This window comes from Pseudoalteromonas sp. SG43-8 (assembly GCF_014164245.1).
In the GTDB taxonomy this organism is placed as follows: domain Bacteria; phylum Pseudomonadota; class Gammaproteobacteria; order Enterobacterales; family Alteromonadaceae; genus Pseudoalteromonas; species Pseudoalteromonas distincta.
The window spans coordinates 86,415-98,713 of sequence record NZ_JACJEX010000013.1 but is presented as its reverse complement, the minus strand read 5'-3'; the positions used below and the strand labels follow the sequence as shown (position 1 = coordinate 98,713).

14 protein-coding genes are annotated in these 12,299 nt (G+C 40.5%); 8 read left to right on the top strand and 6 right to left on the bottom strand.

Annotated features, from left to right (window positions below; all coding sequences use genetic code 11):
- Positions 1–398: 398 nt before the first annotated feature.
- On the top strand, positions 399–992 hold the full coding sequence (locus H5122_RS17485; protein ID WP_182682748.1) for a hypothetical protein: 594 nt from the start codon (positions 399–401) through the stop codon (positions 990–992).
- A 2-nt stretch (positions 993–994) separates the two neighbouring features.
- On the opposite strand, the gene H5122_RS17480 is transcribed toward H5122_RS17485, so the two are convergent.
- Positions 995–1,375, bottom strand: coding sequence for a hypothetical protein (locus H5122_RS17480; protein WP_182682747.1), 381 nt, complete (start codon positions 1,373–1,375; stop codon positions 995–997).
- A 99-nt stretch (positions 1,376–1,474) separates the two neighbouring features.
- On the opposite strand from H5122_RS17480, the gene H5122_RS17475 reads away from it, so the two are divergent.
- Positions 1,475–1,915 (top strand): TerB family tellurite resistance protein, encoded by a 441-nt coding sequence (locus H5122_RS17475; protein WP_182682746.1) that lies wholly within the window; start codon positions 1,475–1,477, stop codon positions 1,913–1,915.
- A gap of 17 nt (positions 1,916–1,932) precedes the next feature.
- Here H5122_RS17475 and H5122_RS17470 read toward each other — a convergent pair whose 3' ends face one another.
- On the bottom strand, positions 1,933–2,499 hold the full coding sequence (locus tag H5122_RS17470) for an NADPH-dependent FMN reductase (RefSeq protein ID WP_024605004.1): 567 nt from the start codon (positions 2,497–2,499) through the stop codon (positions 1,933–1,935).
- A gap of 119 nt (positions 2,500–2,618) precedes the next feature.
- On the opposite strand from H5122_RS17470, the gene H5122_RS17465 reads away from it, so the two are divergent.
- Positions 2,619–3,518: a LysR family transcriptional regulator gene (locus H5122_RS17465; protein WP_182682745.1), complete on the top strand. Its 900-nt coding sequence runs from the start codon at positions 2,619–2,621 to the stop codon at positions 3,516–3,518.
- A 32-nt stretch (positions 3,519–3,550) separates the two neighbouring features.
- On the opposite strand, the gene norR is transcribed toward H5122_RS17465, so the two are convergent.
- Complete coding sequence (gene norR, locus H5122_RS17460; protein ID WP_182682744.1) at positions 3,551–5,107, bottom strand: nitric oxide reductase transcriptional regulator NorR; 1,557 nt, start codon at positions 5,105–5,107, stop codon at positions 3,551–3,553.
- Between the two features lie 160 nt (positions 5,108–5,267).
- Here norR and H5122_RS17455 point away from each other — a divergent pair, with 160 nt between their 5' ends.
- From H5122_RS17455 to hmpA, 3 genes are read left to right on the top strand one after another with little or no spacing between them, the layout of a single operon-like run.
- Positions 5,268–5,537, top strand: a complete 270-nt coding sequence (locus H5122_RS17455; RefSeq protein ID WP_033030275.1) for a hypothetical protein — start codon at positions 5,268–5,270, stop codon at positions 5,535–5,537.
- Entirely contained in the window at positions 5,537–6,769 is a 1,233-nt protein-coding gene (locus H5122_RS17450; RefSeq protein ID WP_182682743.1) for an NnrS family protein, read from the top strand. Before H5122_RS17455 ends, H5122_RS17450 begins: the two co-directional genes overlap by 1 nt.
- 21 nt (positions 6,770–6,790) lie before the next feature.
- Positions 6,791–7,972, top strand: coding sequence for an NO-inducible flavohemoprotein (gene hmpA, locus H5122_RS17445; protein ID WP_182682742.1), 1,182 nt, complete (start codon positions 6,791–6,793; stop codon positions 7,970–7,972).
- Positions 7,973–8,041: 69 nt separating this feature from the next.
- Here hmpA and H5122_RS17440 read toward each other — a convergent pair whose 3' ends face one another.
- From H5122_RS17440 to H5122_RS17430, 3 genes are all read right to left on the bottom strand, one after another.
- Positions 8,042–8,413 carry a hypothetical protein gene (locus tag H5122_RS17440; RefSeq protein ID WP_182682741.1) on the bottom strand — a complete coding sequence of 124 codons (372 nt, stop codon included), beginning with the start codon at positions 8,411–8,413 and terminating at the stop codon, positions 8,042–8,044.
- Positions 8,413–10,020 carry a S41 family peptidase gene (locus H5122_RS17435; protein ID WP_182682740.1) on the bottom strand — a complete coding sequence of 536 codons (1,608 nt, stop codon included), beginning with the start codon at positions 10,018–10,020 and terminating at the stop codon, positions 8,413–8,415. The genes H5122_RS17440 and H5122_RS17435 overlap by 1 nt, the downstream gene beginning before the upstream one ends.
- Positions 10,021–10,120: 100 nt before the next feature.
- On the bottom strand, positions 10,121–10,774 hold the full coding sequence (locus H5122_RS17430; RefSeq protein ID WP_029753119.1) for an endonuclease: 654 nt from the start codon (positions 10,772–10,774) through the stop codon (positions 10,121–10,123).
- 231 nt (positions 10,775–11,005) lie between these two features.
- On the opposite strand from H5122_RS17430, the gene H5122_RS17425 reads away from it, so the two are divergent.
- On the top strand, positions 11,006–11,974 hold the full coding sequence (locus tag H5122_RS17425) for a DnaJ C-terminal domain-containing protein (protein WP_182682739.1): 969 nt from the start codon (positions 11,006–11,008) through the stop codon (positions 11,972–11,974).
- Positions 11,974–12,294, top strand: coding sequence for a chaperone modulator CbpM (locus tag H5122_RS17420; protein ID WP_002959626.1), 321 nt, complete (start codon positions 11,974–11,976; stop codon positions 12,292–12,294). Before H5122_RS17425 ends, H5122_RS17420 begins: the two co-directional genes overlap by 1 nt.
- Positions 12,295–12,299: the final 5 nt, after the last annotated feature.

The window sequence follows — 12,299 nt, the reverse complement described above, 5'->3', positions numbered from 1 at the left end:
GTAGCATTTCACTGCGACTTTCTACCGCTGTGGGCACTACGACATCCTACTGCGTAGCGCACCGACTTCAAATCGTAGAGAGCCCGACTAGAAATAGTCGGGCTTTTTTACATCTGCAGAAAAGTAAAATGTGCGCAGTTAACACACACTCATACCAACACCCATCATGTAGGTCGGGTGAGCTTAGCGACTCCCGACGTTAAAATCACATCTAGGAGTGTGTAATTAATATTTATAAAAGTAGGATTGTTAATGAGTGCAGAGATATTTAGTCGTTAATCATTACATAAAATTTTATCTAGTTGTCCTGTTCTCATTTTTATATAGATACTTCTAATAAAGTACTTAAGAAAACTGTACTATTACAGGTGTTTTAAAATAACTATAACGAGAAATATATGAAATTATTAACTGCAGTAACTTTATTACTTGCTTCATCGACAGTCTTTGCACGCCCTGCACCGTTAGTGTCTATTCCTACTCATGATGCCTTTTTTAATAGTATTGCAGCGCATTGCGGTAAAGCTTTTGAAGGTGAAGTAGCGGTAGATAACGCGAAAGGCCCAAGCCCATTTACAGATAAAAAACTGGTTATGCATGTACGTAAATGTAGTGAGACTGAGTTACAAGTACCGTTTCATGTAGGAGGCGATGCATCACGTACATGGATCATAACTAAAACGGGTAGCGGCTTGAGTTTAAAGCACGATCATCGTCATAAAAATGGAACAGACGACGCATCAACTATGTATGGTGGCCATACGCTTGATGCAGGGTTTGCGCAAATGCAGTCGTTTCCAGCAGACCAATACTCTAAAGAGTTATTTGTAAAACAAGGTCTTGCGCAGTCTGTAGGTAATACATGGCAAATGTATATTTACCCAGAAGTATTTACTTATCGATTAATTCGTCAAGGACGTGAGTTTAAGGTGGATTTTGATTTAACTAAACCGATTATTCCACCATCAGCACCTTGGGGTTATAAAGACTAAGATTACTTACCCTTACTTGTATCTTCTTTCGTTTCGCATTGGAGTAAAACACTTAAATCTGGTTGGTAAGCACGTGGTTTTGTTGGAAAGCGTTCGTACTCTTGCACGCCTTCAAGTACTTTCAACATAAAGGTATTGCCGCGGCATAGACGGTCAGCATGACGTAACAAAAATACACTTTGATTGGTAAAGTGTTTGTAATCGTCTGACTGGATTTCTATTTTATAGTTGTCTTCGCCAATTTGTGTTTGGTAATAATGTACTTTGTTATCAAAGTCGTAGAGCTTCTCGGTTTCGACTTTTTCAGCAAGTGCAGTATTTGCACCCGAAAGGGCCACCAGCGTAGCGCCTATAAATAAGCGTGGTGTGTTTATTCCTTTCATAAAATGTATCCTTTAATTTGCGAACTTTATACCCATTAACAAGAGTAATAAGGTCGATTTCTTTACGTATTAGTCTAACACCCAAAAAGGGAAAGTGTGATGTTCAAACAAATAAAACAACTTTTTGCTGTATTCGATGAACAGCAGCCAAGTATGCAAGAGCACGATTTAAAAACAGCGGTTGCTGCATTATTAATTGAAGTTATGCGCGCAGATACCAAGCTTGAACATGATGAACAACGAACCCTGACTGTAACCTTAAAAAAGTACTTTAATTTAACAGACACTGAGGTTAATGAGCTTACTAATAACGCGGCAAGCAGCTTAGATGATTCGATAGATTACTTTCAGTTTTCAAAACAGATTAATGAGCATTGCAGCGCGGCGCAGCGAATAGAAATAATAGAGTTATTATGGCGCTTAGCGTATGCCGATGGAGAAATAGATCCCCAAGAAGACTACGTAATACGTAAAGTAGCAGGGCTTTTATATGTAACGCATACCGATTTTATCGCCGCAAAACTCGCGGCGACAAAGTAAGTAGGCGTGCGTACAAGTTATTTTAACTTACTTGCAACGCTTACTAACTGATGAGCGAGGGCTGATACTTTTTCAGCCGTTACAGGTTCATTTATTTGCCCATTTTCATTAAACAATGTGTGCACAGCGGGTACTGCAAGTTGATCGGCAAGTACTAACGATCCAATGCCGCTTAATATATCACGCACATGATTTAAACCGCGTAAGCCGCCAAGCCCACCAGGCGATGCTGCAAACAAAGCAACCACTTTATTACGAAAAGCAGGAACAGCACCTTGCTCTGTGCGCGATGCCCAATCAATCGCATTTTTTAGCGCTGCGGTAATAGAGCCGTTGTACTCTGGGCTTGCTAGTAAAATACCGTCGGCTGTACGTAGCTTGTCTTTTAAAAGCTGTACATCGCTTGGTGTACCTTGCGCTTCAATATCTTCGTTAAATAGTGGGATGTTTAATTCATTTAGTTTTATTACTTCTACTTCAGCACCTGTTTGTAGAGCAAAACGTGCTGCCTCATTAATAATTTTTTGATTAAAGCTTTCTTGGCGAAGGCTTCCAGCTAGGGCGATAATTTTTGGTGCTGACATGGTAGTGGCCTTTTAATGTTTTAAGTTACATGACTAATGTAGCAAAATTTCACTTGTAGAAAACCCTAATAAACGCAACACTTGTGTGCGTATATGCACATAAGTAAAAGGTAGGCAGCATGGCGATAAAATTTGAAGATTGGCAAGACGTTAAAGTTGCGTTTGAAGTGGCACGGTTAGGCACGCTAACAGCAGCGGCCGAGGAGCTTAATGTGCACCACAGCACAGTGCTTAGGCGAATTAATAATCTTGAAAAAAACTTAAATGCACGGCTTTTTCATCGCCATGCTCGTGGCTACAAGGTTACTGAAATTGGCACCAAGTTATTTGCAACAGCACAAACAATCCATAGCTCCTTAGAGCAGTTACATAACGATATAGTAGCGGCCGATAGCACCCTTAGAGGTAGTTTGTTGCTAACGACGGTAAGTGGCTTCATGGATGTCCTTGGTGATGTATGTGAGCAATTTCAGGCGCTACATCCACAAGTGCAGCTTGAGGTTATTTTAGAACAAAAAAGGCTAAGGCTCGATCACGGACAAGCACATATTGCAGTGCGTGCAGGCCCAAGACCTGATGAAGGCGATTATATTGCTCAGCATTTGGCGCAGCTTTCATCGGGTTTATACGCTAATAAACGTTACATTAATAAATACGGTATGCCTAAATTATTAATTGATTTACAACAACATAACTTTGTATCGGGCGTGGCAGGTTTTAATGCCCGCGTGCCTTATTTTGCATGGGCTGATGAGCACATTCCTGCATCGCAAATAAAGCTGCGAGTATCTGAAACTGCAGAAGCGACTCGTGCAATCATTAAAGGGCTAGGCATTGGCGGATTACAACATGACGTAGCGGCGCAATATTCTGATTTAGTACCTATATTACACAGTGAGTTAAGCTGGCCTACCGATGTATGGTTAGTCACGCATCACTTAGTGCATCGCACTGCTAAAGTGCAAGCTTTTGCAGGGTTGCTAAAAACACATTTTAGTAAGTTAGCTGCTAATCAATAGCTTTAGCAGCATTTTAGTTGTTTTTTAAATGATTATAGTGTTTTTTTTACTTCTATCCCTAGGCGTTTAGCCAAGCGTACTAAGTTAGCTCTATCTAATTCAAGTACTCTTGCTGCTGCTGACCAGTTGTAGTTATGCATCTTTAATTGCTCAGTAATTACATTGTATTGCAACGATTCTACAGCTTGTTTTAAAGGTTGGTTGATTAAGGCGTTGGTTGTACTTTGGCTCTCTGCTATAGGGGGTTGCAGCGCACTCGGTGTTAAATCACAGTGCTCGCTTGTAATGGTTATTATTGGATTTTGCCATTGGCTTTGTTTTGCTTTTAGGGCGCTGCGGCTAATGACATGTTCAAGCTCGCGAACGTTACCTGGCCAGTTGTACTGATTAAGCAATGCTTGCGCTTCGGGGCTTAGTTTTAATTGTTTTATCCCTAATTTACGGGCTGTTTGCTCAATAAAATAACCAGCTAAGAGTGTTATGTCGTGCTCGCGTTTACTAAGTGGTGGCACAGTAATAGGGTAGACACTGAGGCGATGGTATAAATCGGCTCTAAAGCGACCTTGAGCTACTTCTTCTTTTAAATTTCTGTTGGTTGCAGCAACGACGCGTACATCTACGTACTTTGGCGTGTCTTCTCCTACCGTTTGTATTTCGCCACTTTGTAGCACTCGTAATAGTTTACTTTGCATGGCCAGGGGCAGTTCGCCAATTTCATCTAAAAATAACGTGCCGCCATCAGCTAATTGAAATTTACCTTGGCGCGAATTTTGTGCGCCTGTAAAAGCCCCTTTCGCATGACCAAAAAATTCACTTTCAGCAAGGCTTTCGGGAAGTGAGGCGCAATTTAAGTGGATAAGCGGTTGATCTTTGCGAGCTGAATTTAAGTGAATATTACGCGCAACAAGCTCTTTCCCTACCCCTGTTTCACCTAATATAAGCACGCTAAAGTTAGATGCTGCAACGAGTTTAATGTCGCTTTTAAGTGTTTGCATTAGCGGACTTTGGCCAATAATTTCACCGCCGTCCCGTGTTAATGCTTCACGATTTAGTTCTTGTACTAATGCACTTGAGTGCTGTGCATGCTGTTTGTAATGGGCAAGTTCTAAGGCCGTTTTAAAGTGCGCGCTACACAGCGTTTGTAAGGTATTGAGTGTATCAGCGTTTATGCTGTTAAATGCATTGGCGTTAAGGCTATCAAACGTAAGTACGCCAAGTAGCGCGTTTTTATCATAAAGAGGTAAACCTAAACATGCATGTACCGGTATGTCGCCGGTTTTAGCTAATAGCAATCCGTCGTATGGATCGGGTAGTGGGCAGTCGTGCGCAAATTGCAGCGCGAGTGTGCTTTTGCAAATAGCTTCTAGGCGAGGGTGTTCTACTATTTTAAATCGTCTGCCTAAACTGTCGGGCATTAATCCTTTAATTGCCAGGGGTTTTAATTGTTCGCCCTGAAGCACTAATAACGCACTTGCATCACTAGGAATAACCCGCTCAACCGTTGCTAGTAATTGATCAAAGCTATGCTCGTGTAGTGTACTTTGAGCAAGCTCTAGAGCAACTTGTGTAAGGTTGAATTGCTGGTTCACGTCAAAATGACCTATTTATGTTTTTATGAGTTAATTTATAGTAGGTCATAAAGACTCATACTGTAAAGTGATTTAATTTAACTTATTGAATTTAATTAATTAAATTTGTTGGCACAGTATGTGTAATAGCTAAGTAACGTAGTTAGTTACAGAGATCGCTATGAACACACTAATGCTGAATAATCTAAATAATCAAACACAGTTTAGTTCACTGTACAAAACCGTATTATTTGCTGCCAATACTGCATTGGCTGTGAGTTTAGTGTGTATTACGGCAAGTATTTTAATTAGCTACCCGTTTGCTGAGTACTTTTCCATGGCGGTGCAAGTATCAGCTCATATTGGGACTATTGTTATTGCTGCTATTTTAAAAGTAAGTTACGTACTGCGCTGTGTTGCACAACATGGTTTAGGGCAGGAGGTACGATAATGCGCCCTATTAACTTAACTGAGCCAATGCCAGCACGCGTTGCTATTCATCAAGTATCTCAATGGCCGTTATGGATGCTAGCTTTTAGGCCTTTCTTTTTAGGCGGTGGCTTATTGGCATTTTTGTCAGTGGGGTATTGGCTACTTATTTTAACAGGCCATACAAGTTGGCACTTATCGATACCTGCGACATTATGGCACGCGCACGAAATGCTGTTTGGCTTTGCAGGAGTTATAGCTGTTGGCTTTTTACTTACCGCAGCACAAACGTGGACAGGCGTGCCGAGCATAAGTGGCAAAGCCCTTATGTGGCTTACGTTTATATGGCTTGCAGCGCGCTTAGCATTTTTTGTAGCACTGCCAGATATTACTCATTTTAATTTATATGCTGCACTTACATTACAAGTTATTTGGTGGCTAGGCGCCATAACCGCGTTGGCTAATATGTTATTAAAAGCCAATAGCAAAAGTAACTATCCGTTTTTAGCTATTTTAGCTGTGCTTTGTGGGCTCAATGTATTGTATTTAATACTTGTTTTACAACAAAACATGCAGCTTGCACTTGGTGTGGTTGATACCGCAGTACTGGTAATTACTTTACTAGTTGGCATTGTTGCGGGCCGCGTTTTACCATTTTTTACCGCTAAAGGTCTAGGTTTAGCCGCACAGGTTCGCACTCCTAAAATAGATAAAGCGGTGATGTATTTATCTATTGTGGCTATCACTTTATTTTTCATCAACAAGTTGTTTTTGAACACGATTAATCCTGCGTTAGTTGTTGCAACTGTTGCTGCGCTTCACCTGCTTAGGGCTGGTTGTTGGTGGGATAGCAAGGTATTGAGAGTGCCGTTGTTATGGTCTTTACATTTTTCCTACTTAGCGTTAGGCGTAGGGTTAATGATGGTTGCATTTAGCTTTTATAGCAGTGCAATGCAATTTAAAGATGCGCTGCACTTAATCACTATTGGCACAATAGGTATGATGATTTTAGCAATGATGACGCGTGTATCGCATGGTCATACAGGGCGTACACTCGCTATTCCTCATTACATGGCTGTTGCTTTTGCACTTGTGTTAGTAGCCGCTATTACTCGCTCATTACTCCCTTTTGTTATTAGGCCTCACCTTGCTTGGCAAATAAGTGCTTTGCTGTGGTTAGTGGCTTTTTCATTATTTTTAATTCACTGCACACCTATATTAACGCGGCGTCGTGTTGATGGGCGCCGTGGTTAGTTTACCTATAGGAAAACACATATGTTATCTGATAAAACCATTGAGATCGTAAAAAGTACTGTTCCGTTATTAGCGCAGGCGGGTACGGTTGTTACCAATCATTTTTATAAGCGTTTATTTAGTCATAATCCTGAGCTTAAAAATATTTTTAATATGGCGAACCAAGATACAGGTCGTCAGCAATTTGCACTTTTTAATGCATTGGCTGCGTATGCACAAAATATTGATAATTTAGTTGTATTAAAAGAAGCGCTAACACGTATTAATCATAAGCATACAAGCTTGAATATTTTACCTGAGCATTACCCTATTGTAGGTGCACACTTAATTGGTACGCTTAAAGAGCTTCTTCCTGAGCAATTTACTCCCGATGTTGAATACGCTTGGCGCGAAGCTTACGGCGTACTTGCTGATATCTGTATAACCGAAGAAGCTGCTTTGTATGAGCACAGTAAAAATAAACACGGTGGTTGGGCGGGAACTCGCCAATTTAAAATAACCAACAAACAGGCTGAATCAGAACTAGTAACAAGCTTTACACTTACGCCAGTTGATGGCGAAGCTGTTATTACACATAAACCAGGACAGTATTTAGGTATTAAAGTTAAGCCAGAGGGCGCTGAATATGAAGAAATTCGCCAGTATTCTATTTCGCAAAAAAGTAACGCTAAAAGCTACCGTATTAGTGTTAAAAAAGAGCTACAGCCAAAGCCTGGTATGGTGTCTAATTATTTACACTCATTAGAGCAAGGCACTATTGTTGAGTTATACCCGCCGGCAGGAGACTTCTTTTTACGCAATAACACAAACCCAGCGGTACTCATTTCAGCAGGTGTTGGGCAAACACCAATGCTGGCTATGCTTGAAACGTTATTAAGTGACAACTCTAATCAAGAGATTATGTATTTACATGCCTGCGAAAATAATCAGCAGCACTCGTTTTCAAAATATTTATATGATCTAACAGCACAGAATAACCGCTTGAAAACAATAACGTGGTTTAACCAAGCGGCAGAGGGCGCTGACTTTACTGGGTTAATGAACCTAAATGCAGTACAAGCACAGCTACCATTAAGTAATGGCGACTTTTACTTATGTGGTCCTGCCGGTTTTATGGCATTTATAAAAAACCAGTTACTTGAACTAGGTGTTAAAAACGAGCAGATTCATTATGAAGTGTTTGGTCCGCATGAAGACTTGTAATAACGCTTTAAAATAGAAAAAGGCGTGCAGCGATATGCTGCACGCCTTTTTTATAAACTTTAAAGTGCCTTATAACTCTTTACAGGTCACACCTTCAAGTACTGTAGTAAGCTCTTTTTTAGGATAGTAAAGCTCGCATTGGTTATTACGTAGTTGCAAAATAAACTTCTCAGATTTTATATTATGCGCGCCCATAATTACTCTGCCATCAGACCCTTTACTCATTGCATGATCAATTAGCAGTTCGCTACGTTTAGTAAATACGGAATCGGCAAGTGTTACTAATGCGCCTCCCTTAGCTTGTTGAATTGCCTGTTGTAGTGTTGCAATAACGCTGGGATTAACGCTCGTTAATATAGCGGGTTTAGCGGGCTCACTATTTACACTTTGGCATCCTCCCAAAGCGAATAAGGTAGCTAATGGGAGTAATAATTTAGCCATTACCTTTCCTCACTCAGTGTTGGCCAAGTTAAGTCCATATTACGCTGGGTAAATTGCTCAGGCATATTTAAAGGAATGAGAGATTCACGAGAGCTTGAAAAATTAGCTGGCTCTGCTTTTGCAGCAGCCGTTCTAATTGGGCAACTGCCATTTTCAACATGAAACAATGCGGTGGCTAAAACGGCCTCGTCACTGTCGCCTAACTGATGATCAAAGTCGTCCTCAATTTCACAACCTTGAACATCAGCATCAAATTGTGGCGTAGGGGTTGGTGTAAAACCCGCAGCGTATTCGCCAAATCCTTTGCTATTTACCCCACTAAATTGAATAGTGTAATAGGTTGTTGCGCAGTTATGAGTTGGGGTAAAGCCATAGGGCTTACCGCAGGTTGTATCGCCAATTAAAATAACTTCTGCGTCTATACCTTTTAAACCATTAATAAAAGCTTCTGATGCCGAACAGGTGCCTGATGTGCTTAATACATAAACCTTCGATAAGTTTAAATCAGGTAGGTTTTCACCTGTGCTAAAAAAAGTAGAGTAATCTATTTCTTCATCAATAAATGGAAAAGGCGAATCAACGGGTTGTTTATCGTTTTGTTGAGTTTGATAATAAAAGCGGTTGTTAACGTTGGCATTACCGGCAACCATATAAGCCAATTGTGCCGACAGTGCTAATAAACCACCACCGTTATATCTAAAGTCGATTACAAGCTCATCAATACCATCGGTTTTAAACTTATTTACTGCATCAATAAGCCCTTCTTGGGCAATGCTTATATGACTATTAAATTGCATGTAACCCACGCTTGAACCATTTGCGGTTGTAATCGTTTTAACATTTTGAACCGGTGTTTGTTCAATATTGCCAGCGGTTACATTAAATGTTTTTTCGGCGCCATCGTTACTGCGTACAACAATAGTATGTGAGTCGCCGTTAGTAGGACTAAATAAGCCTTCGTTAAGCGTATCTACACCCGACTGTGTATTGGTATTAATGCTAACACCGTCAACTGAAAGTACAGTATCACCACGTTGAAAGCCTATTTGGCTTGCAGGTGAATCATCTTCAAGATAAGCGACGCGTAAAATACGGTCGGCTGTATCGCCAATAAACGCCCAATTTATACCGTAACCAGAAGTAACGCCCGATTGCGCTTCTTGAAAGTAATCTTCAGTAGGTTCTGAAAAATGAAAGTTATCTTTTTTTGCCCCTGAGTCGGTAAGCTGCTCTGTTTTTAATTGGGCAAAATAATCGGCTACTGTGGCAAAGCTTTCAGGATCGTTATCGGCAATCTCATCATACCAAAGGTAGGTTTCGTCGCTCCAAGAGCGAAGCCAGAGTTTTTCGTAAAGGGCAGAACCGGCTTGATCTGGGTAAGGCTCGTTGTTATTAAAGGGATCGTTACCCGTACGCGGGGTTTCGCAAAAGTTTTTTAAATCGTTAGAGGGTTCAAATACACCCGCAGTCCATGTTGGACTGCTACTAACAGGTGTTGTAACTACAGGGGCTGAGTCGATGCCGCTACCACCGCCGCCACAACCGGTCAAAGCAAAGCCCGCAAATGCAGTGAAAATGGCAAGCGAGGTTTTATTATTTTTAAACATAGGTAAGGGCTTTTTTGTAAATAAGTTGTTTAAAATATTACAACACTCGCTCGTTTATTCAACATTTATAACTTTGATTTATGTAAATGAGTGTTAAAGCTTAGAGCTTACTCGCACTACTTGTATCTGCGAATGCTTGCTTTTGCCATGCATTAAATAACTTTTGCTGTTTATCAGAGATTTTTAAACCGTATGTTTTTTGCATGTAAGCGTAGGTGTCAGCTATACGTTTTCGTGCATAAACAGGCGGTTCAACTACACGTTGCTTAAAGTTTACTTTTACTTCGCAACGACCATATTGTGTGGCGTTTTCGCTAAGCATACCAAAACGATAATTAGAGCGATCGGCATTAATTTCGCCAATAGCTGGCGCTAAGTTATTTATATCAGCTTCCATTTTTCTAAATTTAGCACTTACTTTACGGCAGTTTTTACGCCCGCCATCTTGCCAGCATTGTAGCTGGTGACCAAATTCCCACGCCGGAACAATGTGCTCCCACTCAATGCGTAGTGCTCGCACATTTACTTTGCCTGAGCGTGTAAGGGTATTTCGAGGAATGTAACCACAGTTAGACGGATCAGGAACGAGTTTTTTGCCTTCTTTTTTAATGTCGCAACCGCAGTAAATGCTTTTGGCGTTGTCAGGTAGGGTTTTAATTAAATGTCTTTTAGCCGTTGAAAAACGGGTAAATTGTTCGGCTGATACCGAAGCGCACACACAACAAGCCAATAAGGCCAGAATAAATCGAGTCATATCCATCACAAATGTGAACTACAGGAATAGGCAGTTTAAAGCCTTGAAGATAAAAGATAAAGTTAACTTAAGGCCTACGCTTATATTACTAAAAAGTGCCTGATTAATTTTTTACTCAAAGTTATTTTCACTATTCATTTATTTCTCACTATTTATCGTATTTTAACCACACAAGGTTACCCGTTAAGGAGTATGCTTAAAGCTTACTCAATATGAGGATTTGGATTGCAAATGAAATTTGTTGATTATTATGCAGTGCTTGGAATATCGCCTGATGCAGATGATAAAGCGGTTAAAGTAGCTTATAAAAAGTTAGCCAGAAAATATCACCCAGATGTAAGCAAAGAGTCTCAAGCAGAAGATAAGTTTAAAGAAATAGCAGAAGCTTACGAAGTCATTCATAACAAAGAAGAACGTGTAAAATACGACGAGTTACGTCGTCACCAACAAAATCGTGCTCGTCAACAGCAAGGCCATTATGGTGGTAACAATGCCTCTTCGCAAAGTAATTACCAGCAAAGCGATCCTCAAACCGACCAAGAGTTTTCTGACTTTATTAATTCAATGTTTGGCGGGGCTGGTGGATTCGATCGTTCTGGGCAAAGCAGAAGTAACGCCGCTCGCGCGCAAAAAGGACAAGATGTGGAAATAGAGTTCCTAATTTTTCTTGAAGAGACTTTAGTTGATACCGTGAAGCCTGTTGAGTTTATGTTACCGCAGCGAGACAGCAGTGGCCGTGTTACTGAAATTAAAAAATCACTTAAAGTGAAAATTCCTGCAGGCTCAGTAAATGGCGAGCGAATTCGACTAAAAGGGCAAGGCGGGTTAGGGTCAGCGAATGGGCAAAATGGCGACTTGTATTTACAAATTAGTTTAGTGCCTCACCCATTATTTGATGTTGAGGGTCATAACCTAAATATAGTTGTCCCTCTTGCACCATGGGAAGCGGCTCTTGGTACAAAGCTAAATTTACCTACGTTGACAGGTAATATCCAATTAACTATTCCTTCTAATAGTCAGTCTGGTCAACGCTTGCGTATTAAAGGTAAGGGATTAATGAGTAAAAAAGCTAAAGGTGACTTATTTGCTGTGCTTAAAATTGTTAATCCAACATCTGTTGATGATACCAGTAAAAAACTGTGGGAAGAATTAGCCGAAAAAGCTCACTTTGATCCCCGTAATAACTGGAGCAAGCCATAATGCAAATTATCGTGACACAAAAAGACGATTTACTTACTAGCAAAGAGCTATGTTTGAGCAGTGATATTAGCGAAGCAATTTTATATGAGCTAGTTGAGCATAATATTGCGGTTCCAATTGAGGGGGAGCATGTTACGCAGTGGCAATTTACGGTATCTGCAGTGACCTTAGTTAAAAAAGCGGCCCGTATCCAGCATGACTTTTCGTTAGATTGGTCGGCAATAGCTTTAGTTTTACAATTGCTGGATGAGCGTGATGAGTTGATTTTCGAAAACGAAATGTTAAAGCGACATTTGAGTCGATTTAAGCACTTGGAATAAAATAA

Bases quoted from the DNA above. Each gene is read 5' to 3' on its own strand.
- H5122_RS17455 (WP_033030275.1), top strand. From the start codon at position 5,268: ATGAACACACTAATGCTGAATAATCTAAATAATCAAACACAGTTTAGT.
- H5122_RS17425 (WP_182682739.1), top strand. From the start codon at position 11,006: ATGAAATTTGTTGATTATTATGCAGTGCTTGGAATATCGCCTGATGCA.
- H5122_RS17475 (WP_182682746.1), top strand. From the start codon at position 1,475: ATGTTCAAACAAATAAAACAACTTTTTGCTGTATTCGATGAACAGCAG.
- H5122_RS17435 (WP_182682740.1), bottom strand. From the start codon at position 10,020: ATGTTTAAAAATAATAAAACCTCGCTTGCCATTTTCACTGCATTTGCG.
- H5122_RS17480 (WP_182682747.1), bottom strand. From the start codon at position 1,375: ATGAAAGGAATAAACACACCACGCTTATTTATAGGCGCTACGCTGGTG.
- H5122_RS17470 (WP_024605004.1), bottom strand. From the start codon at position 2,499: ATGTCAGCACCAAAAATTATCGCCCTAGCTGGAAGCCTTCGCCAAGAA.
- hmpA (WP_182682742.1), top strand. From the start codon at position 6,791: ATGTTATCTGATAAAACCATTGAGATCGTAAAAAGTACTGTTCCGTTA.
- H5122_RS17465 (WP_182682745.1), top strand. From the start codon at position 2,619: ATGGCGATAAAATTTGAAGATTGGCAAGACGTTAAAGTTGCGTTTGAA.
- H5122_RS17440 (WP_182682741.1), bottom strand. From the start codon at position 8,413: ATGGCTAAATTATTACTCCCATTAGCTACCTTATTCGCTTTGGGAGGA.
- H5122_RS17485 (WP_182682748.1), top strand. From the start codon at position 399: ATGAAATTATTAACTGCAGTAACTTTATTACTTGCTTCATCGACAGTC.
- H5122_RS17450 (WP_182682743.1), top strand. From the start codon at position 5,537: ATGCGCCCTATTAACTTAACTGAGCCAATGCCAGCACGCGTTGCTATT.
- H5122_RS17430 (WP_029753119.1), bottom strand. From the start codon at position 10,774: ATGACTCGATTTATTCTGGCCTTATTGGCTTGTTGTGTGTGCGCTTCG.
- H5122_RS17420 (WP_002959626.1), top strand. From the start codon at position 11,974: ATGCAAATTATCGTGACACAAAAAGACGATTTACTTACTAGCAAAGAG.